Raw genomic sequence first — 25,058 nt, 5'->3', positions numbered from 1 at the left:
GGCGCTAGCGGCATGCGCATGTTGCTGATCGCGGCCGTCTGCGGCGCAGGGATTTTGAGCCTTGCTTTGGCGATCTACGCCGGCGTCCGGGCCAACCGAGCCGTCGCCGCCATTCTCGACATGGTCAATCGCCACGCCGATCCCGGCGCGCCGAGAGAGACCGGGGTGAACCGGGATCCAATCACCTGGAACCGGGTGAGTTCACGTTATCGCGCGATCGACCCGGGCGCCCCCCTGATCTGGCGCTACCGGCTGTGGACGTTCCTGATGGTCCTCAGCGGCCTCTTGGCCTTCGCGGTGCTGGGGGGACTGGCGGATGCCGGGTCGCCGTAAGGCTCGCGGCTGAGCGTTTTTCGCTCGACCTGGCGCTGTTCCGCCATAGCGGAAATCAACCATTAAGACTGTTCCGCGATGGTCTCTCGACTTATCGGGGAACCTCTCATGGCGACGTCGTCCAAGCTCATGAAGTCGGCGCTGGCCCTTTGCGGCGCCGCGCTGGTGCTGGCCGGCTGCGCCAGTTCCGAGGACATGCGCGCGCTGCGCCAGCCGGCCATGCCGCCGGTGGCGGTGGCCAAGGCCTCGCCCGCCAGGCCGTTCTATCGCAACATCGCCGTCCAGGAGATCCAGGGCGCGCCGGAGTTCCGCTGGTTCGACGGCGGCGCGGTGATGACCACCCGTCCGACCCGCAAGCAGGTGTTCGACCAGCTGTCGGGCCACCTGGAGCGCGCCGACATGCTGGCGCCGCGCCTGGACGCCGAATACATGCTCTACGTCCAGTTCGACGAACTGCGCGGGCCCAACGTGTGGCTGGGCACGGACAAGCTGGCCTCGGCCCACATCACCTTCCGCCTCGTGCGCTGGCGCACCAACCAGCTGGTGGTCGAGAAGACCGTCGAGACCAGCTATCGCACCCAGTGGGTGGGGATCACGCCCGAGATGGTGCGGGCGGGGATCGCCGGCCCGATCGGCGTCGCCCGGGACTCGGCCATCGCGCCGGTCGGCGGCGTGCTGGGCGGCATGCTGCTGGGCTATTACGTCAACGAGGAACTGGCGGTGTCGATCGCGACGGCGCCCGTTGCCGGCGTGATCGGCGGCGTGCAGGCGGCCGCGATCGACGGTCCGGGCCGGTTTGATCCGGGCATGGCCTCGGCCTTCACCACGGCCGTCGCCGTCGGCACGGCCAGCGGGCGGTTCACCGATCTCGAGGCGATCCTGGCCGGCGGCGCGATCCTGGGCGTCAGCGGCGCGGCGGGCCCGGCGCCGGCCACGCGGGCCGTGGCGGCCGGCGACGTCATCTCCGGCGAGTTCAACGGCACCGCGCGGCGCTTTGCCGCCACCCGCGGCCTGATCGACCTGGCGTTCGACCAGTTCATGCGCGAGCTCAGCCGCGACGGCTCGGTGGTCTACAAGCGGGCGGTGTCGTGCCGCGCGCTGAACCCGTACGGCTATCGCGGCGCGCACATGGTCGAGACGGCCGACGCCTATGCCGTCGACTGCCCGGCCGCCAGCTACAACAACAGCCCGACCACCCGGGCCTATCCGAGCCGCTTCTGAGGCTTCAGCCCTTCGCCAGGTCGCCGTACCACCAGGCGGCGGTGACCCCGCCGTCCATCAGGATATCGCTGCCGGTGATGAAGCCGCCGTCGGGACCCATCAGAAGGGCGCCTACCGCCCCGACCTCGTCGGGCGTGCCGGCCCGTTTGGCGGCAGAGCCCTCTATCATCCTGCGATAGCCCGCGCCGCGTGGGCCGGTCAGCTCGTCGCGGGCCAGGGGCGTCATGACGATGCCGGGGCTGATGGCGTTGATGCGCGCGCCGCGCTCGCCCCAGCGCACGGCCTGGGCGGCCACCCGCAGGGAATTGCCGCGCTTGGACAGCTGGTAGGCCTTCAGCGGGTCGCTGACCTCGTCCGGCGACAGGAAGGGCAGGGCCAGCAGATCCTCGGTCGGGGTCGTGGCCAGGGCGTGGTTCTGCTCGACGGACAGCGGCGCCAAGCGGTGGCCCGACTGCGAGGCGATGACGACGCCCGAGCCGCCTGGCGCGATCACCGCGCCGAACAGGTCGAGCACCAGCGCGGTCCCATAGAGATCGACCTTCAGGATCACCTCGGGCGGCGCCTGGCTGGGCGAGACACCGGCGGCGTGGATCAGGCCGCTGACCTCGCCCAGGGCCGTGGCGGCGGCGACCAGGGCCTCGACGGACGGCCGCGAGGCGACGTCGACGGTGGCGACGTGGGTCTCGTAGCCGGCGTCGGCCAGCACCTCGGCGGCGGCCTTCGCGTTCTGCGGCTTCATGTCGGCCAGCAGCACGCGTTTGCCCACGCCCACGCGGCGGGCGATGGCCTGGCCGATCTGGCCGGCCCCGATGACGACGATGACCTGGCTCATGGCCTCTCCTTGCTCAGGAGGGCGTCATAGCGCCGTCGGGCGGCCGGGATTAGCCGCAGCCTCGTCCATGGCCTGCTGAGCGATCCTCAGCAGTCCTGGAGGCCTAGCGCCGCGCCTCGGTGGCCATGCGGACGGCGAGGCCGCCGAGGACGCTGGCCATCAGCCAGCGCTGAACCAGGGCGAAGCTGGGGCGCGCAGCCAGGAAGCCGGCGATGGTTCCGGCCGCCAGGCAGATCATGGCGTTGACCGACAGGCTGATGGCGATCTGGCTGCCGCCCAGCAGCAGCGACTGCGACAGCACGTTCCCGTGCTTGGGATCGATGAACTGCGGCAGCAGCGACAGATAGAGCATCGCCGCCTTCGGATTGAGCAGGTTGGTCAGGAAGCCCATGGCCATCAGCTTGGCCGGCGGGTCCTTGGGCAGCTCGCGCACCTGGAAGGGCGAGCGGCCGCCCGGCTTGATCGCCTGCCAGGCCAGCCAGCCCAGATAGAGCGCCCCGCCGAACCGCAGGATGTCGTAGGCGATCGGGGCGGCCATCAAGAGGGCGGTGATGCCGAGCGCCGCGCAGACGAGGTAGACCACGAAGCCCGCGGCCGTGCCCGCCAGCGAGACGATGCCCGCCCACTTGCCCTGGCAGATCGACCGGCTGACCAGGTAGAGCATGTTGGGGCCCGGCGTCAGGGCCATCCCCAGGCAGACGAGGCTGAAGGCGATCCAGGTCTTGGCGTCGGGCATCGGGGGCTCCGGTCATTCAGGCACGAAAAAGGGGCCGGAAGCTTTCGCCGCCGGCCCCTTCGATACTTTCGGCGATCGCCGAAGAGATCCTTAGTGGATGTCTTCGTTGATCAGGCCGACCTTGTACCAGCCAGCGGTCTGCAGCTGGTTCAGGACGCCCATGAAGTCCGAATACAGCACGTCGGCGTCGGCGCGGATCATGACGCGCTGATCGTCCTTCGGACCGGCTTGACCCTTGGCGGTGAACGAGGCGTCCAGGTCGATCGGCAGGTTGTCGAGGCTGGTTTGCTTGTCCGCGATGAACAGAGCGCCCGACTTCTGGATCGAGATGAAGACCGGTTCCTTCGGCTTCGGCGCGTTCGGCGGCGGCGGGACGGCCGGCGGCAGGTCGATCTTGATCGAGGTCACGGCCATCGGCACGGCGACCATGAAGATGATCAGCAGAACGAGCAGAATGTCGACGAAGGGCGTGACGTTGATTTCGGAATTCTGGTTCAGCGAGTAGCGACCGCCGCCGCCGCCAGCAAGTTTAGCCGCCATAGCCTGACTGTCTCCCGGGGACCGCCCCCAGGACGGTCCAGAAATTGTTAGAAGCCACGTCTGGCGCAGACGGGCGCGGAAGTAAAGCCCGAGGACGCGCCGCCATGGCAACCCCTTTTGTGAGTCTTTTTGGCCTAACGGCGTTCAGGAGGCGGATTCCCGCTCAAGCCTTCGCGCAAGACGCGACTAGCGCTGTGAAACTGGCCGCGCTAAGCCCCCGCGCATGATCTTTTCCTTCGACGCCTACGTCACCGCCGCCCTGTTCGATCGCGCTGGACGCGCCGGATTCGCCCTGGGCGACGGCACGGTCCGATTCGAGGCCGAGGGCGGCTTCGTCACCGTCGAGGCCCATGGCGGGGCCCTGGGCGGTGCGGCGCTGGCCGCCTGCGTCCACCCGTCGGGCCGGGGCCTGGTGACCGGCGGCGACGACGGCCGCGTGGTCTGGAGCCGCCTGGAGGGCGACGAGGTCGTGGCCACCCTGCTGGCCGAGGTGAAGGGCAAGTGGATCGAGCACGTGGCCGCCAGCGCCGCCTCGGGCCTGATCGCCTTCACGGCCGGCAAGGAAGTGCACGTGCTGGACACGGCCGATCCCGATTTCCGCCGCGTCTACGCGCACGAGAAGACCGTCTCGGCGGTGGCCTTCGATCCCAAGGGCAAGCGCCTGGCCGCGGCCGGCTACGGCGGCGTGTCGCTGTGGTGGAGCCGCATCGCCGACCAGAAGCCGACGGTGATGAAGTGGGCCGGCAGCCACGTCGGCCTGGTCTACAGCCCCGACGGCAAGTTCCTGGTCTCGGCCATGCAGGAGAACCAGCTGCACGGCTGGCGCCTGAGCGACGGCAAGGACATGCGGATGGGCGGCTATCCGGCCAAGATCAAGAGCATGGCCTTCCTCGACAAGGGCGCCCTGCTGGCCACGGCCGGGGCCAACGGCGCGGTGATCTGGCCGTTCGCCGGCGCCAATGGCCCGATGGGCAAGGAAGCCGCCGAGATCGGCTTCTCGCGCGACTCGCTGGTCGTGCAGGTGGCCGGCGTCGACGCCCTGCCGGTGGCGATCGCCGGCCAGGACAACGGCCGCATCTGGGCCTGTCACCTGCGCTCGGGCCGCATCGAGACCCTGAAGGCCGAGAAGGGCGCCCCGATCACCAGCCTGTCGGTCAACGCCGACGGCTCTCGCCTGGCCTGGGGCGACGAAACCGGCGAGGCTGGCGTGCTGGTCGTGCCGGATATCTCGGTGCGGAATTTCTAGGGCGCACGCAGCCTTTCCACCCGTCATTCCCGCCCTTGTGGCGGGAACCCCTCTATCAGCCGCAAGGGCGGATGGGGCGGCGTGCTCGGCACGCCGCTTGCGCTTCACGTGCGCGCCGAACCAGGGTTTCCCGCCACAAGGGCGGGAATGACGGGCGGATAGGGGGCGGGCTCAATTGGGCCAGGTTTCCTCGCTCGCCTCCAGCACTTCGCCCGCCAGGTAGAGCGAGCCGCAGATCAGCACGTGCGGGACGGGGTCCAACGCCAGAGCGCGGGCCAGGGCGTCGTCGAGGCTGTCGCAGGCCGCCGCGCGCAGGCCGGCCAGTTCGGCGGCGGCGGCCGTCTCGGCCGCGCTGGCGGCGGCATGGCCTTCGAAGGTGACGGTGAAGACCTTGGTCGCCACGCCCCGGAAGGCCTCGAAGAAGCCGGCGGCGTCCTTGTTGGCCAGAAGGCCCGAGATCAGCGCCACGGGGCGGCCGTCGCGGGCCGCCAGATCGGCCACCGCGCGGGCCACCGCGCGCCCGGCGTGCGGGTTGTGGCCGCCGTCCAGCCAGAGGTCGGCGCCCGCCTTCTGCGCTGTCTCGGCGTAGGGACCAGCCGTCAGGCGCTGGAAGCGGGCCGGCCAGACCGTGCCGGCGATCCCCCGGCCCATGGCCTCCTCATTGATCCTGGGATCGTCCAGCGCCAGCAGGGCGGCGACGGCCAGGCCCGCATTGGCGAACTGGTGCTCGCCGGGCAGGGCGGGGGCGGGCAGGTCGAGCAGGCGGTCTTCCATCTGCACCAGCAGGCGGCCGCGCTCCTCCCAGGCGTCGAACTCGCGGCCCATGAGCGTGAGCTCAACCCCGGCCAGGGCGGCGGCGGTGTCGAGCACCTCGTCGACGGCGTCCTGCTGGCGGGCGCTGACGGCCGGCGCGCCGGGCTTGATGATCCCGGCCTTCTCGACGGCGATCTTCTCGATGGTGTCGCCCAGGAACTCGCGGTGATCCAGGTCGATCGGGGCGATGACGCTGACGGCGGGCTGGGTGATGACGTTGGTGGCGTCGAGCACGCCGCCAAGGCCCACCTCGACGATGCACAGGTCCGCCGGGACCTCGGCGAAGGCGACGAAGGCCGCGGCCGTGGTGATCTCGAAGAAGGTGATGGCCTGGCCGTCATTGGCCGCCTCGACCCGCTCCAGCACGCTGGCCAGGTGTTCTTCGGTGATCAGCGCGCCGGCCAGGCGGATGCGCTCGACGAAGCGCACCAGGTGCGGCGAGGTGAAGACGTGGACCTTCAGCCCGGCCGCCTCGGCCATGTGGCGCAGATAGGCGACCGTCGAGCCCTTGCCGTTGGTGCCGGCCACATGGATCACCGGCGGCAGGCGGTCCTGCGGGTCGCCGAGCGCGGCGCACAGCCGGCGCATGCGGCCCAGCGACAGGTCGATCTTCAGCGGATGCAGCGCCCGCAGGCGCTCCAGCGCGGCGTCGTGGGCGCGGAGGTGGTCGGTCATGGGGATTCCAAGATCCTCCCCCTCTGGGGGAGGGGGACCCCGAAGGGGTGGAGGGGGCCGCCGCCAGGCGGCTGCGCCGCACCCCCTCAGTCGCTTCGCGACAGCTCCCCCCGGAGGGGGAGCATCAGTTCGTTCAAGCCGCCTTGCGACGGCCCAGCATCAGGGTGCCGAGGATCGAGCCGAGGGTGGACGGCAGGTCCTTGCGGGCGGTGACGCGGTCGACCATGCCCTTTTCGACGAGGTATTCCGAGCGCTGGAAGCCCGGCGGCAGGGTCTCGCGGATGGTCTGCTCGATGACGCGCGGACCGGCGAAGCCGATCAGGGCGCCCGGCTCGGCCAAGTGCACGTCGCCCAGCATGGCGTAGGAGGCGGTGACGCCGCCGGTGGTCGGGTCGGTGAGGACCACGACATAGGGCAGGGCCGCGTCGTTCAGCTCGTTGATGGCCAGGGTGGTGCGGGCCATCTGCATCAGCGACAGGGCGCCTTCCTGCATGCGCGCGCCGCCGGCGGCGGTGAAGGCGACCAGCGGAACCTGGCGCTGCAGGGCGGCCTTGGCGGCGGCGATGAAGCCTTCACCGGCGGCCATGCCGAGCGAGCCGCCCATGAAGGCGAAGTCCTGGACCAGGACGACGGCGTCGACGCCGGCGATCTTGCCGTAGCCGATGGCCATGGCGTCCTGCTCGCCGGTGCTCTTGCGAGCCGCGGCCAGGCGGTCCTTGTAGGGCTTGCCGTCCGAGAACTTCAGCGGGTCCTCGACCACCGACGGGGTCGGCAGGGCCTCGTACTGGCCCTCGTCGAAGGTGAACTTGAAGCGCGCCTCGGGACCGATGCGCATGTGGCGTCCGGCCGGGGTGACCCACAGGGCCGCCTCCAGGTCGGAGCGGTAGATCATCTCGCCCGTGTCGGGGCACTTGACCCAGAGGTTCTCGGGCGTCTCGCGCTTGGCGAAGGCCCCGCGCACGCCGGGGGCGATACGCGACAGCCAGCCGCCTCGGCGGTCGGTCGAGCTCTTGGTCTTGTCGCCCTTCTTCGGGCCTTGGGGTTCAGCCATCGCCATAGCCTTACAGCCTCACACCGTCTCTTGTCGCGCGGATCGCACAGCCTTAGCCAGCTCCGACGCCTTGGAAAGAACCTTTTGGGTCACGTTTTCGTTCAGCTTGCCCGCTGATTCAATCTCGTCCACCAGCGCCGAGCCCACGACGGCGGCGTCGGCGACGCGGGCCACCTCGGCGGCGCGCTCGGGCGTGCGGATGCCAAAGCCAACCGCCACAGGCAGTTGCGCGGCCGCGCGCAGGCGCTCGACGGCGGGCGCGACGGCGTCGGCGTCGGCTTCCTTGACGCCGGTCACGCCGGCCACCGACACGTAGTAGACGAAGCCCGAGGTGCGGCGCACGACGGCCGGCAGGCGCTTTTCGTCGGTCGTCGGCGAGGCCAGGCGAATCAGCGAGATGCCTTCGGCCTCCAGCGCGTCGCTCAGCGGATCGGCTTCTTCGGGCGGGCAGTCGACGACGATGAGGCCGTCGACGCCGGCTTGCGCCGCGGCCTTGGCGAAGACGTCGAAGCCCTTGTTCACCAGCGGGTTCAGGTAGCCCATCAGGATCAGCGGGGTGTCCTGGTCGCCTTCGCGGAAGGCGCGGGCCAGCTCCAGCGTGCCGTTCAGGGTCATCTTGCCGGCCAGGGCGCGCTGGCTGGCGCGCTGGATGGTCGGGCCCTCGGCCATCGGGTCCGAGAACGGGAAGCCCAGCTCGATCAGGTCGGCGCCGGCGGCCGGCAGGCCTTTCAGGATCTCAAGGGCGGTCGCGGCGTCGGGATCGCCGGCCATCACATAGGCGACGAAGCCGGCGCGGTTCTGCGCCTTCAGCGCCGCGAAGCGGCGATCGATGCGGTCTTTGGTCATGGCCAGGTGCTGATCTCGGCTTCGAAACTGATCCAGCCCTTGTGCATCGCAAAGCCCAGCGCGCCACCCCCGAGGAGCAGCGCGAGGCCGATGCAGACGAGCCAGTTCCGGGTGGTTTCTTGCATCAGTTAGATCGAGCGGCCGAGCGCGTCGGCCACGGTGAAGATGTCCTTGTCGCCACGGCCCGACAGGCACATGACGATCACGCCGCCCTCGCCGATCTCCTTGGCCAGCTGCGGCAGCTTGGCGATGGCGTGGGCGCTTTCCAGCGCGGGGATGATGCCCTCGAGCTCGGCGCACAGCTGGAAGGCCTTCAGCGCCTCGTCGTCGGTGCAGGTCAGGTACTGGGCCCGGCCGATGTCGTGCAGGAACGAGTGCTCCGGACCGATGCCCGGATAGTCGAGGCCGGCGCTGATCGAGTGGGCGTCGAGGATCTGGCCGTCGTCGTCCTGCAGCAGATAGGTGCGGTTGCCGTGCAGCACGCCCGGACGCCCGCCGGTCAGCGAGGCGGCGTGCTTGTCGGTGTCCAGGCCGTGGCCCGAGGCTTCCACGCCGTAGATCTTCACGCTCTCGTCGCCGAGGAACGGGTGGAACATGCCGATGGCGTTGCTGCCGCCCCCAACGCAGGCGACGACGGCGTCAGGCAAACGGCCTTCCAGTTCCTGGATCTGCTCGCGGGTCTCGTTCCCGATCACCGCCTGGAAATCCCGGACCATGGCCGGATAGGGGTGCGGGCCGGCCGCGGTGCCGATCAGGTAGTAGGTGTCGTGGACGTTGGTGACCCAGTCGCGCATGGCCTCGTTCATGGCGTCCTTGAGGGTCGCGGCCCCCGAGGTCACCGGACGCACTTCGGCGCCCAGGAGGTTCATGCGGAAGACGTTGGGCTTCTGCCGGGCGACGTCGACGGCGCCCATGTAGACGATGCAGGGCAGGCCGAAGCGCGCCGACACGGTCGCGCTCGCCACGCCGTGCTGGCCGGCGCCGGTCTCGGCGATGATCCGGGTCTTGCCCATGCGCTGGGCCAGCAGGATCTGGCCCATGCAGTTGTTGATCTTGTGCGCGCCGGTGTGGTTCAGCTCTTCGCGCTTGAAGTAGATCTTGGCGCCGCCGAGGTGGCGGGTCAGGCGCTCGGCGAAATAGAGCGGGCTGGGGCGGCCGACATAGTGGGTCAGGTAGCCGCGCAGTTCGGCCTGGAAGGCCGGATCGTTCTTGGCTTCCTGGTAGGCCTTGTCCAGCTCCAGCACGAGCGGCATCAGGGTTTCGGCCACGTACAGGCCGCCGAACTCGCCGAAGCGCCCCTTGGCGTCGGGATAGGCGGACCAGTCATTGGGCCGATCAGAAGCTTGGGCAGGAGCGTTCACGGGCGTTTCCAATTAGGTCAGGCGCGTCGGACGGCGTCTAGAAACGCCGTGATCAGAGCCGGGTCCTTTAGGCCCGGACCGCGTTCCACGCCAGAGGAAACGTCCACCAGCGGGGCGCCGGAGGCGGCCACGGCGGCGCCCACGTTCCACGGATCGAGACCGCCCGCCAGGAAATGCGGGCGAGAAAATCGCCGGCCTTCCAGCAGGCTCCAGTCGAACCTTGCGCCGGTGCCGCCGGGCAGGGCGGATCCTTCCACCGGCCGGGCGTCGAAAAGAAACTGCTCTGCGACGGTCTCGTAGGCCCTGGCCTGGTCGACGTCGGCGGAACTGGAGACCGAGAAGGCCTTGATGACGCCGACGCCGCTGCGCTGCGCGATCTCGCGCACGCGGCTGGGCGTCTCCTTGCCGTGCACCTGGATGAGGTCGGGACGCATGGTCGCCATCAGCCGGTCGACAAGGGCGTCGTCGGGATCGACGGTGACGGCCACCGTCTGCACGCCGCGACCGCGAACAGGCTCGACCAGCCGTGCGGCGGCTTCGGGCTCGACGTTGCGGGGGCTCTTGGCGAAGAAGACGAAGCCCAGATAGGCCGCGCCGCCGTCGAAGGCGGTCTTCACCGTCTCCGGCGTCGAGAGCCCGCAGATCTTGGCCTTGGTGGTCATCGGGGGGAGTTACGGTGCGTAAGCCCGCTGCGCAACCCCCGCCGCCCAACCCGCGAGGCTCACTGCAGGGTGAAGACCCCGTTGACCGCCTTCCACTCGGCTGGACCGATCAGCCTGTCGTGGGCCACCTGCACCGAGTGCAGCACCCCGTCGAGCTCGCGGCTCCAGAAGTCTAGGAAGCCCTTCAGGGTGGGGAACCTGGGGGCCAGGTCGTACTCCTGCCAGACATAGAGCTGCAGCAGGTGCGGGTGGTCGGGCAGGTGGTAGCAGATGTTGGCCGTGGTCAGGCCGTAGCCCAGCATCTGCAGTTCGAACGCGCGGGAAGTCATCGAGAGCGACCTTTCGACAACGGTTAAGCGTCACCGAAAAACCGTCCGCCCAAGGCCTGAGTCGCTCAAGAGGGCAGGGCGTCGCACCCAGAAATCCTTCTCCCCTTGCCTCTTCTCCCGTCATTCCCGCCCTTGTGGCGGGAACCCCTGGTTCCGCTCGCACATGAGGCGCCAGCGGATCGCTGGCGATCCGCCCCCACTGCTCTTGCGGCTGAAAGAGGGATCCCCGCCACAGGGGCGGGGATGACGGGCTGAAAGTTAGGCGAGAGGGACCCAGAGATCAGTCCCGCACCAGGCCGCCGTCGACCACCAGGTTCTGGCCGGTGACCGCGCGGCTCCAGGGGCTGGCGAAGAACAGCACCGCGTCGGCGAACTCGGCCGGCGTGGTGACCGAGCGCAGCGGGGTCATGCCGGCGATCAGGTCGAAGACCGGCTCGGGCGTGGCGGCGCTGGCGCCGGTGACGCGCAGCAGGCCGCCGGAGACCATGTTGACGGTGATGCCGGCGGGGCCCAGGTCGCCGCAGGCCGTGCGGGTCAGCGACAGCAGGGCGGCCTTGACGGCGGTGTAGTCGTGATAGGGCACGACGGGGTTCTGGAAGAGGTTGGTGCCGACGTTGATCACGCGGCCGAAGCCGGCTTCGGCCATGTCGGGGGCGGCGGCCTGGATGACGTTCAGCGCGCCCTTCAGCACCGTCGTGTTCTGCTTTTCGAAGTCCTCCCAGGCGATGTTGGCCAGATGCGCGCGGGCTTCGCCGTTGAAGCTGTAGTCGAGGGCGTTGTTGACCACGGTGGTCACGGGCGAGCCGAAGGCGGCCTTGGCGGCGGCCAGCATGGCCTCGACGGCGGCGCGGTCGGCGACGTCGGCCTGGACGGCGATGGCGCGCTCGGGCCCGCCCAACTCGGCGGCCAGGGCCTGGGCGGCGTCCTTGCTGGCGCGATAGTTGACGATGACGCGGGCGCCGTGGCGGGAAAAGGCGCGGGCGATCTCGGCTCCCAGGCCCCGGCCGGCGCCGGTGACGAGGACGATCTGGTCGGACAGCTGCATAGATAGAGACTCCAAAATTCCTGGTTGGCGCGTGCCGGCCCGGCCGCGCTCTTAGCGCCGTTCGTCCAGGCTGGCGACGACGCCGAGCTCGGGCGAGGGCGGGGTGGGCGCGGGCGCCACGGCCTCCAGCCGGCAGACCAGGCCCTCGGGCCGCCAGTCCATGCGCGCCTGGCCGCGCAGTTCGCCGCGCAGGCTGCGCTCGATCAGCCGCGAGCCGAAGCCGCGCCGGGTGGGGCTGGCCTCGACGCCCGGCCCGCCGGTCTCGGTCCAGGTCAGCGACAGGGCGCGGGTGGCCGGATCGAAGGCCCATTCCACCGCCACCGACCCGTCGAGGTTCGACAGCGCGCCATACTTCAGCGCGTTGGTGGCCAGCTCGTGGAAGATCAGCGACATGGTCAGGGCCCCGCCGGGCGGCAGGAAGCACGGCGGGCCCTCGACCCGCACCCGGCCGGCCGCGGCGGTGAACGGCGCCAGCGCCCGCTGGGCCACCTCGCACAGGTCCGCCCCGTGCCAGCTTTCGCGGGTCAGCACGTCGTGGGCCAGCGACAGGCCCAGAAGGCGCGACTCGAACTTCTCGAAGGCGGTGACCGGGTCGGGCTCGTTGCGCAGGGTCTGGGCGGCCATCGACTGGACGGTGGCCAGGGTGTTCTTCACGCGGTGGTTCAGCTCGTTGATCAGCAGGCGCAGCTGGCCCTGGTGGCGCTCCTGCTCGGCCTCGACCGCCTTGCGGGCGGTGATGTCGGCGATGATCGCCACCAGGTAGGGCGCCTGGCCGCTGGGCTGCACGCGCGAGACGTTCAGCCGGATCCACAGCCGCGCGCCGTCGCCGGCCCGCAGGCGGCGCTCGGCGGCGTAGGTGTCGGTGCGGCCGGCCAGCAGCGAGCGCGTCTGGCCCTGCGCGCCGGGCAGGTCTTCCGGCTCGATCAGTTCGGCGGCGTTGCCGGCCAGCAGGTGGGCGCGGTCGTGGCGGGTGATGGCGCAGAAGCGGTCGTTGACCTCGAGGAACGCGCCGGTCGGCGAGATCCGCGCCACGCCCATGGCCGCCTGCTCGAACAGCGCCTTGTAGCGGGCCTCGGCCGCCTCCAGCCGCAGGCGCGCCTCGACGGCGGCGGTGGCCACCTCGGTATAGAGCACCAGGCCGCCGATCGCCCCGTCCTCGGTGCGCCAGGGGGCCATCGACCAGCGGATCCACTCGATCCGGCCGGTGCGGTCGACATAGCGGTCGCCGGCGTCCTCGCGCAGCTCGACGCCCTCGTTCAGCACCCGGGCGTGCAGGTCGCGCCAGTACTGCGGGATCTCGTGGAACACCTCGTAGTGCACCCGCCCCAGCAGCGGCATGTCGGCCGGCAGGCCCTGGTCGGTCAGGTACTGGGCCGAGTGGGCCAGATAGCGCATCGACCGGTCGAAGATGGCGATCCCCATCGGCGCATGCTTCAGCGCCGTGGTCAGGCTGGGCGAGACCGTATCGATCATCGGTCCGGGCGGTCTCCGAGGGGAGCGAGCGACGGGAGCGATATCATGGCCCCGTTCGCGCATGAGGTGAAAGGGGCAATTCTCGCGTCTGCGGCCAGATGCTCCCCCTGAAGGGGGAGCTGTCGCGGAGCGACTGAGGGGGGGCCCCCAGCGCCGGCGCTGGCCCCCTCCGGCCCTTTGGGCCACCTCCCCCAGAAGGGGAGGATCTTCTAGGCGGCCGCTGCCCGGTTGAGGTGAAGGTTGACCGCCGCAAGGCGAGCGGCGGTCATGGCCCCGCTTCCCCTACTCCCCCGCCTCCACCGGCTGGTCGTAGGCGGCCATCATCGCCATGTTGAGGATCTTCGACACCGAGGCGCCGAGCGGGCAGATCTGCACCGACTTGGAGAGGCCCAGCAGCACCGGGCCGATCACCGTGGCGCCGCCCAGCGACTGGACGAGCTTGGTCGAGATCGAGGCGGCGTGGATGGCCGGCATGATCAGGATGTTGGCGCTGTCGGTCAGGCGCATGAACGGGTAGGCGAGGCGCTTTTCGGGGTCGAGGGCCAGTTCGGGCGGCATTTCCCCCTCGTACTCGAACTCGACGCCCATCTCGTCCAGCGTGGCGACGGCCTGGCGCACCTTGTCGGAGCGCTCGCCCATCGGGTTGCCGAAGGTGGAGTAGCTCATGAAGGCCACGCGCGGCTTGAAGCCCAGGCGGGTGACGGCCGAGGCGGCCTCGCAGGCGATCTCGACCAGTTCGTCGGCGTCGGGCAGCTCGGTGACGTTGGTGTCGGCCACGAAGATGGTGCGGCCCTTCGCGAGCACGACCGACATGCCCATGATCCGGCCGCCGGGGGCGGGGTCGACGACGCGCAGCACCTCGTCCAGCGCCTGGTCGAAGCTGCGGGTGACGCCGGTGACCATGCCGTCGGCCTCGCCCATCGTCACCATCGAGGCGGCGAAGCTGTTGCGGTCCTGGTTGATCAGGCGCTGGACGTCGCGCTTGAGGAAGCCCTGGCGCTGGAGCCGGGCGTAGAGGGCGTCGACATAGTCGGGGTTGCGGTCGGAAAGCCGCGCGTTGTGGATCTCCAGGCCGGCGGTCTCCGGATCCAGGCCCACGAGCTTCATGTTCTCGTGCACCAGGTTCTCGCGGCCGCAGAGGATGGCCTTGCCGTAGCCGCCGGTCTGGAAGGCGTAGGCGGCGCGGATGACGGACGGCTCCTCGCCCTCGGCGAAGACGATGCGCTTGGGCTTGGCCAGCACCGAGCCGGCGATCTTCTGCAGGAAGCCGGCGGTGGGGTCGAGGCGCTGGGCCAGGCTCTGGCGGTAGGCGTCCATGTCGGCGATCGGCCGACGGGCCACCCCGGTGTCCATCGCCGCCTGGGCGACGAACGGCGGCACGTACCAGATCAGGCGCGGGTCGAAGGCCGAGGGAATGATGTAGTCGGGGCCGAACTTCAGCTGGCGGCCGTGATAGGCGGCGGCCACTTCGTCGGGCACGTCCTCGCGGGCCAGCATCGCCAGCGCCTGGGCGCAGGCGATCTTCATCTCGTGGTTCACGCGGCGCGCGCGCACGTCGAGGGCGCCGCGGAAGATGTAGGGGAAGCCCAGGACGTTGTTGACCTGGTTGGGATAGTCACTGCGGCCGGTGCCCATGATCGCGTCCTTGCGCACGCGGTGGACTTCCTCCGGGGTGATCTCAGGGTCCGGGTTGGCCATGGCGAAGATCACCGGATTGGGCGCCATGCTGGCGATCATCTCGGGCGTGAAGGCGCCCTTGGCCGAGAGGCCGAGCAGCACGTCGGCGCCGGCGACGGCTTCCTCGAGGGTGCGCTTGTCGGTGTCGACCGCGTGGGCGCTCTTCCACTGGTTCATGCCCTCGGTGCGGCCGCGATAGAGCACGCCCTTGCTGTCGCAGGCGATGACGTTCTCGGGGCGCACGCCCATGGCCTTGATCAGGTCCATCGAGGCGATGCCGGCCGCGCCGGGGCCGTTCAGCACCACCTTGATGTCGGACAGGTTCTTGCCGGTGATGTGGCAGGCGTTGATCAGGCCGGCGGCGCAGATGATGGCGGTGCCGTGCTGGTCGTCGTGGAACACCGGGATGTCGAGCAGCTCCTGCAGCTCGGTCTCGATGCGGAAGCACTCGGGGCTCTTGATGTCTTCCAGGTTGATGCCGCCGAAGGTGACGCCGATGTTCTTGACGACGGTGATGATCTCGTCGGCGTCTTTCGTCGTGACCTCGATGTCGATGCTGTCGACGTCGGCGAAGCGCTTGAAGAGCACGCTCTTGCCTTCCATCACCGGCTTGGAGGCCAGCGCCCCCAGGTCGCCCAGGCCCAGGATCGCCGTGCCGTTGGAGATCACCGCCACCAGGTTGCCCTTGGAGGTGTAGTCGTAGGCGGCGTCGGGATCGGCGGCGATGGCGTGCACCGGCACGGCCACGCCGGGCGAATAGGCGAGGCTGAGGTCGCGCTGGGTCGCCATCGGCTTGGTGGGGGTGACCGCCAGCTTTCCCGGCTGGGGATAGCGGTGGAAGGCCAGGGCCTCCGCGTCGGTGAAGGTCTTGCGTTCCGCGTCGCTCATGGCGGCGTTTCCTGTCCTGCGTAGCCAGTTGAAATGGACCCGCCGAACGATGCGACGCGTCCTTATGCACGGACCAGCCTAGCGACGGGCATGGGCGGCTACAACCTGACAATATCAAATGGTACCGGTACAAACGCTTGTTGGGCAAAGGTTTGCGGGTTCGTCATCGCTCCCGCTACGGAAGCCCGCCGGATAAATCCGTTGACCCCGGAGAGGGGGTGGGCGACGAGGCGCGAGCTTGCTTGCCGGAGAAAATCCCATGTCCTCGTCCCCCGTTCGGATCGCCGTCGCCGGAGCCCTGGGCCGCATGGGCAAGGCCGTGGCCGCCACGCTGGAAGGCCGCGCCGACGCGGTAGCCGTGGCCCGCTTCGACCGTCCGGGGGCGCAGGGCGAGGGGCTGGTCGCGCTGGAGAGCGCGCTGGCCGACGCGCAGGCGATCATCGACTTCACCATCCCCGAGGCCTCGGTGGCCCTGGCCGAGACCATCGCCGCGGCCGGCGGCGGGATCGCCCTGGTCATCGGCTCGACCGGGTTCACGCCCGAGCAGGACGCGCGGCTGGCCAAGGCCGCCGAAAAGGTCACGATCGTGCGCTCGGGCAACTTCTCGCTGGGCGTCAACATGCTGATGGGCCTGGTGCGCCAGGCCGCCGCGGCCCTGCCGGCCAGCGACTGGGACATCGAGGTCTTCGAGGCCCACCACAAGCGCAAGATCGACGCGCCCTCGGGCACGGCCCTGATGCTGGGCCAGGCCGCGGCCGACGGGCGGGGCGTGGTGCTTTCCGAGGTCGAGGACCGCGCCCGCGACGGCGTCACCGGTCCGCGCAAGGAAGGCTCGATCGGCTTTTCGGTGGTGCGCGGCGGCGGCATCATCGGCGAGCACAGCGTGATCTTCGCCGGCGAGAGCGAAAGCCTGACCATCGCCCACTCGGCCATCGACCGGGGCCTGTTCGCGCGCGGCGCGGTGGCGGCGGCGGTGTGGGCGCAAGGCCAGGCGCCGGGGATCTACGACATGCAGCAGGTGCTGGGGTTCAAGGCGGTTTGAGGCGCCTTGCGTCCTTCGAGGCCCGCTCGCGCGGGCGTCTCAGGATGAGGGATTCATTGCACTGACGTCCTCATCCTGAGGTGCGAGCCGCAGGCGAGCCTCGAAGGACGCGCCGCCCCGCAACATTTCCAAACCGTCGCTTTCCTGACTTTTCTCGTACCGGGGCCTCACAAACGCCACGGGTTGCGGCATGGTGCGGCCAATGGCCGAGCCGCACGCCGACCCCGATTCCGTCAAGAAACCCGCCAAGCCCAAGCGGGGCCCGCGCCTGAGCAAGGCCGCGCTGGCCGACGCCGGGCTGGAGGCGGCGTCCTTCGCCATGATGGCGTTCATCGCGCTGGGCATGTCGGCCTATGCCGGCCGGCGCGAGATCAGCCAGGCGCTGGCCGAAGCGTGGCTGGCCGAGCGCGGCATCGAGGGCCTGATCTCGGTCGAGAGCCTGGACGCCTCGGGCTTCTCCGGCTCGATCCGGCTGGGCCCCAAGAACGACCCCTATTTCTCGGCCAAGCGCATCGAGGTGGCCTACGACCTGCAGGCCCCGTGGTCGGGCGGTCCGTTTGCCATCGACACCCGGGCCGTGCGCATCACCAGCCCCCGCCTGCAGGCCAGCTATGACGGGCAAAAGCTGACCTTCGGCAAGCTGCAGCCGCTGATCGACGAGGCGCTGAAGTCGCCCGGCGAGGCCAAGGAGGGCGGGCCGGCGGTGCTGGTCGAGGACGCCCGTGTCACCTTGCGGACCCCGGGAGGCGTGGCCCGCCTGACCGGCGACGCCAGCCTCGACGACGGCCAGCTGCTGCGGCTGGACGCGGCGATCGCGGCCATGCGCTACGCCAGCGACGACCTGCAGGTCGAGCTGCGCGGCGCGGTGCTGAGGGCCCGCAAGCGCGGCGACCGGCTGTCGGTGGACGCCCGCGCCCAGGTCGACGCCCTGGACGCGGCGCAGATGGACCTTGAGGGCGCCGACGCCCGGGTCGAGGCCGACGTGGCCTATCCCGACCTCAAGCGGCTGGCGGCCACGGGGCCGGCCGACGTCAAGCTGTCGATCAAGGCCCAGGGCCTGCGGGCCGGCGAGACCAGCCTCGAGGACGTCGAGACCCGCCTGACCCTGGCGGGCCTGGTGGCCGGCAACTTCACCCAGGGCGGGGCGGCCGCGCGGCTGTCGGGCCAGGCGCGGGCCGGGCGGCTGGTGGCGCCGGGCGTCGAGGCCCGCAGCTTCACCGCCGAGCTCGACAGCGACGCCCTGCGGGTGGACTTCGACAAGGCCGGCGCGCGGGTGCTGGGGCCGGCGCGCCTGCGCGGCACGGCCGAACGGGCGGTGGCGGGCGGCGCGGCCCTGACCCGCACGGCGATCGACATCAAGTCCAAGACCTTCGTGTTCAGCGCGCCCAAGGGCCGGCCGATGAGCGTGTCGGGCCCGATCCAGGTGGCCGCGGGCGTCGGCCGGGCGGCGCGCGACGGCCTGGGGCTGTCGGCCCTGGTGCTGGACGCCAAGGGCCGGTTCCAGGCGGGGCAGACCCTGAACCTGACCCTGGCCGGTCGGGCCGGGGCCGACGGGGCGGTGGCCGCCCCCGACGCCGAGCGCCTGACCGCCGGCCTGCCCAGTCCCGAATACGCCGCCGCGGCCCGCAAGGCGTTGGCCGAGTTCTCGCTCGACGCCGACGACCTGCGGCTGGAGATCGGCGAGGGCCGCTTGGCCGCCTTCGCCGGCAAGCCGGTGACCCTGGCCTCGGCCAGCGGCGCCAAGGCGACCCTGACCCCCGGCGGCGGGCGGCTGATGGAGAGCGTCAATGGCGTCTCGCGCGGGGCGGCGACCCTGGCGCTGGGCGGCGGCGGCCTGCCCGAACTGACCCTCAGCGCCAGCGACTGGCGAGCCGACGCCGGCGGCTTTTCCTCGCCCGTGGCCCTGGCCGGAACGCTGGACGTGCCGCCGGCGCAGGGGATCAGCGCGGCGATCAAGGGCCAGGCCCGGGCCGCCAACGGCGTGTTCGACTTCCGGCTCTCCGGTTGCACGCCGGTCAAGGTGGCCGCCATCGAGGCGGGCGAGGCCGGCGAGCGCCCGATCCAGGACATCGCGCTGGACGTCTGCCCGGTGGCCGCGCCGCTGGTGCGGGTGGCCAATGGCCGCTGGGAGGCCCAGGCCCGCTTCGCCAATGGACGCGGAACGATCACGGCGGCCGAAGCGAAAGCAGAAGGCGTGGCCGGGACCTTCGTCGGCGGCGGGCAGGGCTTCGACCGCGCCGAGGTGCGGCTGACCGAAGGCCGCCTGATCGACGCGGCCTCGGCCAAGCGCTTCGAGCCGGTGAAGGCGACGGGAAGGCTCAACCTGGCCTCGGGCGTGTGGAGCGGCGGCGTCGACGTCGGCACCGCCAGCGGTTTCGCCTTGGGCCGCATCGACATCCGCCACGCGGTGGAGAGCGGGCGCGGCTCGGCGCTGATCGACGCCTCCAACATCGTCTTCACCAAGGAGGCGGGCCTGCAGCCGGTGGCGGTCAGCCCGATGGCCGCCTTCGCCAGCGAGGCCGAGGGCAAGGCCAGCTTCAAGGGCCGCTTCGACTGGACCGACAAGGGCGTGACCAGCAGCGGCGAGGTCTCAACCCAGGGCCTCGACTTCCGCGCCAGCCCGCTGGGGTTCGTGGCCACCCTGGCCGGCGACGTGAAGTTCGACAGCCTGGCGCCGCTGACCAGCGTCCCCGACCAGAGCCTGAAGATCACCCGCATCGACTCCATCGTGCCGCTGGAGGCCGTGGGCGCGGTGTTCACCCTGGGCGCCACCTCGCTGAAGGTCAGCGAGGCCAGCCTGACGGCGGCCAAGGGCAAGATCTCGATCGAGCCCGTCGATGTTCCGCTGAACGGCGGCCCGATCAGCGGCGTCATCGTCATCGACGGCCTGGACCTGGGCGAGTTGACCGCCGGCTCGACCCTGGCCGAAAAGGTCAAGCTGGACGCGGTGGTCTCGGGCCGCCTGCCGTTCCAGTTCAGCGACAAGGGCTTCAAGCTGCTGGACGGCAAGCTGTCGGCCATCAAGCCCGGCCGCATCTCGATCGCCCGCGAGGCCCTGACCGGCGTCGAGGCCAACCAGGGCGAAAGCGACAGCCCGGGCAACCCCAACAACCAGCCGGCCGCCGATGCGCCGGTCAACGCCATCCAGGACTTCGCCTACCAGGCCATGGAGAACCTGTCGTTCGACACCCTGGAGGCCGGCGTCAGCTCGACGCCGAACGGGCGCCTGGGCATGCTGTTCCACATCAAGGGCGAGCACGATCCGAAGGTCGCCGAGAAGGCCCGGGTGGGCATTCTGGAGCTGATCCGCGGCAAGGCCTTCCAGCGGCGGATCCCGCTGCCGGCCAAGACGCCGGTGGACCTGACGCTCGACACCTCGCTCAATTTCGACGAGCTTCTCGCCGCCTGGGGCCGTCGCTTCGCCGAAGAGACAGAAGAAACACGCCGTTCAGCACCGGTTCAGCCGTGAACGACGACCCTGAAGCCCGAATTGGAGACAAAGCCATGCACAAGCGCGTCCTGATCGCGACCCTGCTGGCGGCGGGAGGCCTTGCGGCCTGCACCCCGACCGTCCGCGTCAAGGTCGACCCGATCAACATCTACGCCAAGCTGGACGCCGACGTGCGGGTGCGGCTGGACAAGGAAGTCCAGACGCTGATCCAGCAGAACCCGAACCTGTTCTAAGCAAGGAGAACCGCCATGATCCGCAAGACGATGACGGTTTTGGCCATCGCCGCCGCCCTGGGCGCGGTCGCCGCCGCCCCTGTGATGGCCCAGTCGGCCGCCGCCAAGGCCGCCGTTGACGCCGCCAAGTCCGCCGGCACGGTCGGCGAGCAGGCCGACGGCTTCCTGGGCATCGTGTCGGGCGGCGACGCCGACCTGCGCGCCGCCGTGGCCGAGATCAACACCGGCCGCGCGGCCGTCTACAAGGACACCGCCGCCAAGACGGGCGTCACCGCCGACGCCGCCGGCCAGGCCACCGCCAAGCAGCTCTACGCCCGCCTGTCGGCCGGCCAGTACTGGAAGCCGCTCGGCGGCGGCTGGGTGAAGAAGTAATCCCTCGTCCTTCTCCCCTTGCGGGAGAAGGTGTCATCCGAAGGATGACGGATGAGGGGTTTCTCAGACGCAAGACGCCGCGACAGCTGACCAGCCGTCGCGGCGTTTCTGTAAGTGCGACCCCTCACCCGACCCCGCTCCGCGGGGCCACCCTCTCCCGCAAGGGGAGAGGGATCTAATCCCCCTTCGCTCCCGCCGCCGCGCGGGTCAGCTGCACGAACTCCGCCCGCAGGCCGTAGGGGTCTTCGCCGCGGGCGCCCTGGGCCAGGGCGGTGACGGCGGGCCAGTCGAACGACGGGTCGAGCCAGGGATCGCCGCGCAGCTTCTGGCCGTAGGCGGCGACCGCGACGGCCAGGCGGGTGGCCTCCGGGGCGGCGCCGAGGCGGGCATAGGCGTCGGCCGGGCCGATCGGGCGCTCGATCAGCTTGGAGGCGCTGCCGCCCGGCGGCTTGTAGCGCACCTTCAGATAGGCCAGCTCGCCCGCCTTGCCGGTCGCCGGGGCAGGTTTTTCGTCGCCGTAGCGCAGCGGATCGGACGAGGGCGCCGCGCCCGCCGGGGTGATCTCGTAGAGCGCGGTGACCGAGGCGCCCGACCCCACCTCGCCGGCGTCGACCTGGTCGTTGTTGAAGTCCTCGCGGTTCAAGAGGCGGGTCTCGTAGCCGATGAGGCGGTACTCGGAGACCTCGCGCGGATTGAACTCGACCTGGATCTTCACGTCGTCGGCGATCGGGAAGAGGTTGCTGGCGAAGTCGTCGCGCAGCAGCTTGCGGGCCTCGCGCAGGCTGTCGACATAGGCCGCCGTGCCGTTGCCGTTCTGGGCCAGGGTCTGCATCATCAGGTCGTTGTAGTTGCCGCGCCCGAAGCCGTAGACCGACAGGTAGACGCCGCTCTTGCGCTGGTCGGCGACCACGTCCTTGAGGCGCGAGGGATCGGCGACCCCGACGTTGAAGTCGCCGTCGGTCATCAGGATCACGCGGTTGACGGCGGCCTTGTCGAAGTTCTGGCGGGCCAGGGCGTAGGCCAGTTCCAGCCCCTGGCCGCCGGCGGTCGACCCGCCCGAGCGCAGGGCTTCCAGCGCGCAGCGCATCTTCAGCTTGGAGCGGCCGTCGGTGGGCGCCAGCACCGCGCCGGCCGAGCCGGCATAGGCGACGATGGCCACCCGGTCCTGCGGGCGCAGCTGGTCGACCAGCACGTTCAGCGCCTTCTTGGCCAGCGGCAGGCGATCCTGGCTCCACATCGAGCCGGAGGTGTCGACCAGGAAGACCAGATTCAGCGGCGGCTGGTTGGCGCGGGGGCGCTCGTAGCCCTGCAGGCCGATGTGCACGAGCTTGCGCTGCGCCGACCACGGCGAGGGCACGACCGCGACGCTGGCCCGGAACGGCGTCTCGGCGGAGGCCGGGCGGGCATAGCCATAGTCGAAGTAGTTGATCATCTCCTCGACCCGCACGGCTTCGCGCGGCACGGGCAGGCCGTCGTCGAGGAAGCGGCGGACATTGGCGTAGGCGGCGGTGTCGACGTCGATCGAGAAGGTCGAGACCGGCTCGTCGGCGGTGCGCTTGATCGGGTTGGCCACGGCGCTGGGATAGCGCTCGGTGTCGCGCGGCGCGGGGGCGGGCATGGGCAGCGACGACGGCGAGCGGACCATGGCCGGGGGCGGCGGGGCGTAGGCCAGGACGGCCGTGTCGGCGGCGCTGCGCTGCGCGCGTTCCTTGACCGGCGGGATCGGCAGGGGCGGCGGCGGGGTGACCGAGGGCGGCGGGGCGATGGCCGGGCGGGCCTGGACGCCCGAACGCCGCTGCAGGCCTGAGGTCTGGACCTCGCCGACGCTGGGATAGCCGAGGGCGGCGCAGGCTGCGGCGGTGGGCGAACCGTCCTGGGCCTGGGGCGCCGGCGTGATCGCGCCGGCGGGAAGGGCGGTCAGGAATGACAGCAGGCTGACGCCCGCGAGGCGCGCGGTCTTGGACACGGTGTCTCCTCCTCGTTCGAGGTCGAGATTACACATGTAAAAGAAAAGCGCCAGGGGCATTCCTCGCCCGTGGCGCGGGGGGAGGGGGCTACAGGAAAGAGTACGGATCGATGTCGATCGTCACGCGCACCGAGTTGGGAACCTTGGCCCGCGCGCGCCAGGCGGCCATGAAGCCCGGCAGGTCGACATTGCGGCCGGCCCGCACCAGGAAGCGCTTGCGGCGGCGCCCGCGCACCAGGCCCAGCGGCGCGTCGGCCGGACCGTAGACCTCCACCCCCTCGGCATTGGGCGTGGCGGCGGCCAGGGCCTGGACATAGGCCTCCAGCGCCTCGGCGTCGGGGCCCGAGGCGATCACCGCGGCCAGGCGTCCGAACGGCGGCAGGCCCGCCTCCTCGCGCATGGCCATCTCGGCCTCGACGAAGGCGTCGCGGTCCTGGGCCTTGAGGGCCTGCAGCACGGCGTGCTCGGGCGAATAGGTCTGCAGGTAGGCGCGGCCTGGCTTCTCGTGACGGCCGGCGCGGCCCGTCGCCTGGGCCAGCAGCTGGAAGGTCCGCTCGCCGGCCCGCAGATCCCCGCCGCGCAACGAAAGGTCTGCGTCGATGACGCCCACCAGGGTGAGGTTGGGGAAGTTGTGGCCCTTGGCGGCGGCCTGGGTGGCGACAAGGATGTCGATCTCGCCCGCCGCCATCGAGTCCACCAGCGCCCGCGCGCCGGCCGGATCGAACACCGTGTCCGACGAGAACACCGCGATGCGGGCGTCGGGGAACAGGTAGCGGGCCTCTTCCTCCACCCGCTCCACGCCCGGGCCGATCGAGACCAGGCTGTCCTTGGCCCCGCAGTGCGGGCAGGCCTCGGGCTTCTTCATCGAAAAGCCGGTCAGGTGGCAGACCAGGCGCCCGGTGTAGCGGTGCTCGACCAGCCAGCTGTCGCTGTCGGGCGACTTCAGCTTCTCGCCGCAGGCCCGGCACAGCACCAGCGGCGCATAGCCCCGGCGATTGAGGAAGAGCAGCGATTGCTCGCCCTTCTGCAGGGTCAGGGAGACGGCCTTCACGAGCGTCGGTGACAGCCAGCGGCCGGGCTCGGGCGGGGTGGCCCGCATGTCGATCAGGTGGACGTCGGGCAGCTGCGCCGCGCCGTGGCGCGCGCCCAGCCGCAGCCAGCGATAGCGGCCCTGGTGGGCGTTCCACAGGCTTTCCAGCGACGGCGTGGCGCTGGCCAGCACCACCAGGGCGCCCTCGATCTTGGCTCTCGCCACCGCCAGGTCGCGGGCCTGGTAGATGAAGCCCTCTTCCTGCTTGAACGATCCGTCGTGCTCTTCGTCGACGACGATCAGCTTGAGGTTCGTAAACGGCAGGAACAGCGCCGAGCGGGCGCCGACCACGATGCGGGCGCGGCCGTCGGACACGGCCTCCCAGGCGCGGCGGCGGCGCGGCGGCGACACGCCCGAGTGCCACTCGATCGGGGCGGCTCCGAAGCGCTGCTCGAAGCGGCCCATGACGGCCTGGGTCAGCGCGATCTCGGGCAGCAGCACCAGCACCTGGGCGGCCGGGTCGGCCTCCAGGGCCGCGGCGGCGACCTCGAGATAGACCTCGGTCTTGCCCGAGCCGGTGACGCCGTCCAGCAGCGCGGCCTGGAAGCCGCCGGCCGCCAGCATGTCGGCCATCTCGTCGGCTGCGGCCTTTTGACTCGGGTTCAGGGTCTGGGGCGGCAGGGAAAGGTCGGGCTGGGCGACGCTGTCGTCGGCGGCGACCAGGACCGGCTCCAGCGCGCCCTCGTCGACCAGCCCCTTGACCACTCCGGCCGAGACCCCGGCCTGGCGGGCCAGTTCGGCGGCGCTCAGCGGGCCGGCTTGCGCGGCCGCCAGCACCTTCAGCCGGGCCGGCGTCATGCGGGCGGGCTGCACGCCGGTCAGGGCCACGGCCTTCTCGGGCTTGGCCGGCGGGTGACGCAGGCCGCGCAGGGCCATGGCCAGCGGCCAGCCGGGCACGTCGACGCTGTAGCGCGCGGCCCACTCGACGAAGGTGATGACGTTGGCCGGCAGGCGCGGATCGTCCACGCGGGCGAGCACGGACTTGAGGCGGCGGTTGCCGCCGACGCCGTCGCGCAGGGCGGTGACCACGCCGCGCACGGTGCGCGGACCCAGCGGCACCGACACGTGGTCGCCGACGACCAGCTCCAGGCCCTCGGGCTCGGCATAGTCGAAGGCCTCGGGCAGCGGCATGGGCAGCAGGACGGAGGCGATGCGCGGCATGGGACCCGCCTTCTG

At 70.7% G+C, this 25,058-nt stretch carries 22 protein-coding genes; 7 read left to right on the top strand and 15 right to left on the bottom strand.

Translation table 11 applies throughout. The features are described 5' to 3' along the window. The first annotated feature begins 12 nt into the window (after positions 1–12). Complete coding sequence (locus G5B46_RS18325) at positions 13–333, top strand: hypothetical protein (protein WP_165261171.1); 321 nt, start codon at positions 13–15, stop codon at positions 331–333. Positions 334–441: 108 nt separating this feature from the next. Continuing rightward, complete coding sequence (locus tag G5B46_RS18320; protein WP_165261169.1) at positions 442–1,554, top strand: hypothetical protein; 1,113 nt, start codon at positions 442–444, stop codon at positions 1,552–1,554. Between the two features lie 4 nt (positions 1,555–1,558). Here the strand turns inward: G5B46_RS18320 and G5B46_RS18315 are convergent, their stop codons facing one another. The 3 genes from G5B46_RS18315 to G5B46_RS18305 all read right to left on the bottom strand — a co-directional run bounded on the left by G5B46_RS18315 (position 1,559) and on the right by G5B46_RS18305 (position 3,662). Further along, complete coding sequence (locus G5B46_RS18315) at positions 1,559–2,386, bottom strand: SDR family oxidoreductase (RefSeq protein WP_165261167.1); 828 nt, start codon at positions 2,384–2,386, stop codon at positions 1,559–1,561. 103 nt (positions 2,387–2,489) lie between these two features. Then, complete coding sequence (locus G5B46_RS18310) at positions 2,490–3,122, bottom strand: LysE family translocator (protein WP_165261165.1); 633 nt, start codon at positions 3,120–3,122, stop codon at positions 2,490–2,492. A 90-nt stretch (positions 3,123–3,212) separates the two neighbouring features. Continuing rightward, positions 3,213–3,662, bottom strand: coding sequence for a biopolymer transporter ExbD (locus G5B46_RS18305; protein WP_165261163.1), 450 nt, complete (start codon positions 3,660–3,662; stop codon positions 3,213–3,215). Positions 3,663–3,885: 223 nt separating this feature from the next. Between G5B46_RS18305 and G5B46_RS18300 the strand changes: the two genes are divergently transcribed. Further along, entirely contained in the window at positions 3,886–4,908 is a 1,023-nt protein-coding gene (locus tag G5B46_RS18300) for a WD40 repeat domain-containing protein (protein ID WP_165261161.1), read from the top strand. 171 nt (positions 4,909–5,079) lie between these two features. On the opposite strand, the gene G5B46_RS18295 is transcribed toward G5B46_RS18300, so the two are convergent. The 10 genes from G5B46_RS18295 to G5B46_RS18255 all read right to left on the bottom strand — a co-directional run bounded on the left by G5B46_RS18295 (position 5,080) and on the right by G5B46_RS18255 (position 15,728). Beyond that, the gene (locus G5B46_RS18295) at positions 5,080–6,396 is read right to left on the bottom strand and encodes a folylpolyglutamate synthase/dihydrofolate synthase family protein (protein WP_165261159.1); all 1,317 of its coding nucleotides are present in this window, start codon (positions 6,394–6,396) and stop codon (positions 5,080–5,082) included. 133 nt (positions 6,397–6,529) lie between these two features. Continuing rightward, a complete protein-coding gene (locus tag G5B46_RS18290) occupies positions 6,530–7,453 on the bottom strand; it encodes an acetyl-CoA carboxylase carboxyltransferase subunit beta (RefSeq protein WP_165261157.1) in 924 nt (307 codons plus the stop codon). Positions 7,454–7,465: 12 nt separating this feature from the next. After that, on the bottom strand, positions 7,466–8,293 hold the full coding sequence (gene trpA / locus G5B46_RS18285) for a tryptophan synthase subunit alpha (RefSeq protein WP_165261155.1): 828 nt from the start codon (positions 8,291–8,293) through the stop codon (positions 7,466–7,468). Beyond that, the gene (locus G5B46_RS24750; RefSeq protein WP_276611604.1) at positions 8,290–8,418 is read right to left on the bottom strand and encodes a hypothetical protein; all 129 of its coding nucleotides are present in this window, start codon (positions 8,416–8,418) and stop codon (positions 8,290–8,292) included. Before G5B46_RS24750 ends, trpA begins: the two co-directional genes overlap by 4 nt. Before the next feature lie 3 nt (positions 8,419–8,421). Continuing rightward, positions 8,422–9,654: a tryptophan synthase subunit beta gene (gene trpB / locus G5B46_RS18280; RefSeq protein ID WP_165261153.1), complete on the bottom strand. Its 1,233-nt coding sequence runs from the start codon at positions 9,652–9,654 to the stop codon at positions 8,422–8,424. A gap of 17 nt (positions 9,655–9,671) precedes the next feature. Continuing rightward, on the bottom strand, positions 9,672–10,316 hold the full coding sequence (locus tag G5B46_RS18275; RefSeq protein WP_165261151.1) for a phosphoribosylanthranilate isomerase: 645 nt from the start codon (positions 10,314–10,316) through the stop codon (positions 9,672–9,674). Between the two features lie 59 nt (positions 10,317–10,375). Beyond that, entirely contained in the window at positions 10,376–10,645 is a 270-nt protein-coding gene (locus G5B46_RS18270; protein ID WP_101714085.1) for an usg protein, read from the bottom strand. A 280-nt stretch (positions 10,646–10,925) separates the two neighbouring features. Further along, positions 10,926–11,690, bottom strand: coding sequence for a 3-oxoacyl-ACP reductase (locus G5B46_RS18265; protein ID WP_165261149.1), 765 nt, complete (start codon positions 11,688–11,690; stop codon positions 10,926–10,928). A gap of 51 nt (positions 11,691–11,741) precedes the next feature. Next, the gene (locus G5B46_RS18260; protein WP_165261147.1) at positions 11,742–13,163 is read right to left on the bottom strand and encodes an HWE histidine kinase domain-containing protein; all 1,422 of its coding nucleotides are present in this window, start codon (positions 13,161–13,163) and stop codon (positions 11,742–11,744) included. A gap of 282 nt (positions 13,164–13,445) precedes the next feature. Then, positions 13,446–15,728, bottom strand: coding sequence for an NADP-dependent malic enzyme (locus tag G5B46_RS18255; protein WP_165261145.1), 2,283 nt, complete (start codon positions 15,726–15,728; stop codon positions 13,446–13,448). Positions 15,729–15,987: 259 nt separating this feature from the next. Between G5B46_RS18255 and dapB the strand changes: the two genes are divergently transcribed. The 4 genes from dapB (at position 15,988) to G5B46_RS18235 (ending at position 20,826) form a co-directional block, all read left to right on the top strand. Beyond that, positions 15,988–16,770: a 4-hydroxy-tetrahydrodipicolinate reductase gene (gene dapB, locus G5B46_RS18250; protein WP_165261143.1), complete on the top strand. Its 783-nt coding sequence runs from the start codon at positions 15,988–15,990 to the stop codon at positions 16,768–16,770. A gap of 202 nt (positions 16,771–16,972) precedes the next feature. Continuing rightward, entirely contained in the window at positions 16,973–20,239 is a 3,267-nt protein-coding gene (locus G5B46_RS18245) for a YdbH domain-containing protein (protein ID WP_165261141.1), read from the top strand. 35 nt (positions 20,240–20,274) lie between these two features. Continuing rightward, entirely contained in the window at positions 20,275–20,454 is a 180-nt protein-coding gene (locus G5B46_RS18240; protein WP_058349385.1) for a YnbE family lipoprotein, read from the top strand. Between the two features lie 15 nt (positions 20,455–20,469). Beyond that, the gene (locus G5B46_RS18235) at positions 20,470–20,826 is read left to right on the top strand and encodes a DUF1318 domain-containing protein (RefSeq protein ID WP_165261139.1); all 357 of its coding nucleotides are present in this window, start codon (positions 20,470–20,472) and stop codon (positions 20,824–20,826) included. 175 nt (positions 20,827–21,001) lie between these two features. Here G5B46_RS18235 and G5B46_RS18230 read toward each other — a convergent pair whose 3' ends face one another. Together G5B46_RS18230 and G5B46_RS18225 are read right to left on the bottom strand one after the other, a co-directional pair. Further along, complete coding sequence (locus G5B46_RS18230) at positions 21,002–22,792, bottom strand: VWA domain-containing protein (protein ID WP_346764948.1); 1,791 nt, start codon at positions 22,790–22,792, stop codon at positions 21,002–21,004. An 88-nt stretch (positions 22,793–22,880) separates the two neighbouring features. Then, entirely contained in the window at positions 22,881–25,043 is a 2,163-nt protein-coding gene (locus G5B46_RS18225) for a primosomal protein N' (protein ID WP_165261135.1), read from the bottom strand. Positions 25,044–25,058 lie beyond the last annotated feature (15 nt).

Source organism: Caulobacter sp. 602-2 (assembly GCF_011043625.1).
GTDB lineage: Bacteria > Pseudomonadota > Alphaproteobacteria > Caulobacterales > Caulobacteraceae > Caulobacter.
The sequence above is the reverse complement of the archived record's forward strand: the minus strand, read 5'-3'. Positions and strand labels throughout refer to the sequence as shown.

Bases quoted from the DNA above. Each gene is read 5' to 3' on its own strand.
- G5B46_RS18325 (WP_165261171.1), top strand. From the start codon at position 13: ATGCGCATGTTGCTGATCGCGGCCGTCTGCGGCGCAGGGATTTTGAGC.
- G5B46_RS18320 (WP_165261169.1), top strand. From the start codon at position 442: ATGGCGACGTCGTCCAAGCTCATGAAGTCGGCGCTGGCCCTTTGCGGC.
- G5B46_RS18315 (WP_165261167.1), bottom strand. From the start codon at position 2,386: ATGAGCCAGGTCATCGTCGTCATCGGGGCCGGCCAGATCGGCCAGGCC.
- G5B46_RS18310 (WP_165261165.1), bottom strand. From the start codon at position 3,122: ATGCCCGACGCCAAGACCTGGATCGCCTTCAGCCTCGTCTGCCTGGGG.
- G5B46_RS18305 (WP_165261163.1), bottom strand. From the start codon at position 3,662: ATGGCGGCTAAACTTGCTGGCGGCGGCGGCGGTCGCTACTCGCTGAAC.
- G5B46_RS18300 (WP_165261161.1), top strand. From the start codon at position 3,886: ATGATCTTTTCCTTCGACGCCTACGTCACCGCCGCCCTGTTCGATCGC.
- G5B46_RS18295 (WP_165261159.1), bottom strand. From the start codon at position 6,396: ATGACCGACCACCTCCGCGCCCACGACGCCGCGCTGGAGCGCCTGCGG.
- G5B46_RS18290 (WP_165261157.1), bottom strand. From the start codon at position 7,453: ATGGCGATGGCTGAACCCCAAGGCCCGAAGAAGGGCGACAAGACCAAG.
- trpA (WP_165261155.1), bottom strand. From the start codon at position 8,293: ATGACCAAAGACCGCATCGATCGCCGCTTCGCGGCGCTGAAGGCGCAG.
- G5B46_RS24750 (WP_276611604.1), bottom strand. From the start codon at position 8,418: ATGCAAGAAACCACCCGGAACTGGCTCGTCTGCATCGGCCTCGCGCTG.
- G5B46_RS18275 (WP_165261151.1), bottom strand. From the start codon at position 10,316: ATGACCACCAAGGCCAAGATCTGCGGGCTCTCGACGCCGGAGACGGTG.
- G5B46_RS18270 (WP_101714085.1), bottom strand. From the start codon at position 10,645: ATGACTTCCCGCGCGTTCGAACTGCAGATGCTGGGCTACGGCCTGACC.
- G5B46_RS18265 (WP_165261149.1), bottom strand. From the start codon at position 11,690: ATGCAGCTGTCCGACCAGATCGTCCTCGTCACCGGCGCCGGCCGGGGC.
- G5B46_RS18260 (WP_165261147.1), bottom strand. From the start codon at position 13,163: ATGATCGATACGGTCTCGCCCAGCCTGACCACGGCGCTGAAGCATGCG.
- G5B46_RS18255 (WP_165261145.1), bottom strand. From the start codon at position 15,728: ATGAGCGACGCGGAACGCAAGACCTTCACCGACGCGGAGGCCCTGGCC.
- dapB (WP_165261143.1), top strand. From the start codon at position 15,988: ATGTCCTCGTCCCCCGTTCGGATCGCCGTCGCCGGAGCCCTGGGCCGC.
- G5B46_RS18245 (WP_165261141.1), top strand. From the start codon at position 16,973: ATGGCCGAGCCGCACGCCGACCCCGATTCCGTCAAGAAACCCGCCAAG.
- G5B46_RS18240 (WP_058349385.1), top strand. From the start codon at position 20,275: ATGCACAAGCGCGTCCTGATCGCGACCCTGCTGGCGGCGGGAGGCCTT.
- G5B46_RS18235 (WP_165261139.1), top strand. From the start codon at position 20,470: ATGATCCGCAAGACGATGACGGTTTTGGCCATCGCCGCCGCCCTGGGC.
- G5B46_RS18225 (WP_165261135.1), bottom strand. From the start codon at position 25,043: ATGCCGCGCATCGCCTCCGTCCTGCTGCCCATGCCGCTGCCCGAGGCC.